This window comes from Rhodococcus sp. H29-C3, assembly GCF_030063405.1.
In the GTDB taxonomy this organism is placed as follows: Bacteria; Actinomycetota; Actinomycetes; order Mycobacteriales; family Mycobacteriaceae; genus Rhodococcoides.
In genome coordinates, this window is record NZ_JASITC010000071.1 from 1 (window position 1) to 609 (window position 609).

Here is a 609-nt window from a genome sequence, read left to right on the forward strand (position 1 = left end):
CGAGGACCTCACGCTGCCACAACGCGTAATCGGCGTACTGCACCGGCAACGGAGCCCAACCAGGGGCCTCACCGGCAGAACGCGCCGCATACGCCACCATCACATCACGCGTCAACGGACCCATCGAGGAACCATCAGCGGAGATATGGTGCACCACTAGGGCAAGTACATGTTCCGTCGAAGAGATGGTGAACAACCGAACCCGCAGCGGAATCTCCGTCGTCACATCGAACGTCGTCGATGCCAGCGCACGCACCCGGCTCTCGACGTCCGAAGCATCGATCTCGACGACCTCGATGTCGGGCTGGACCCGTTCCACCGGGACGACGAACTGGATCGGGCCGTCCTCGGTCTCCGGGTACATCGTGCGAAGAGACTCGTGCCGTGCAATCACATCTCGCACCGCGGCCTCTACGGCAGAGGCATCCAATTCACCCGACAGCCTGATGGCGACGGGCACGTTGTACGCCGCCGATCCGGCATCGAAGCGGTTCAGGAACCACATCCGCTGCTGCGCCAACGACAACGGCACCACACCCGGACGCTCCCGCGCCACCAACGCAACCCGATCCCCCGACCCCACCGACTGCTCCACCCGAACCGCCAAAC

The 609-nt window shown here is 64.0% G+C and carries 1 protein-coding gene; it reads right to left on the bottom strand.

Annotation, left to right across the window (positions count from 1 at the left end; translation table 11 throughout):
- A partial coding sequence (locus QMK32_RS25220; protein WP_283478311.1) for a condensation domain-containing protein occupies positions 1–609 on the bottom strand: 609 nt, incomplete at both ends.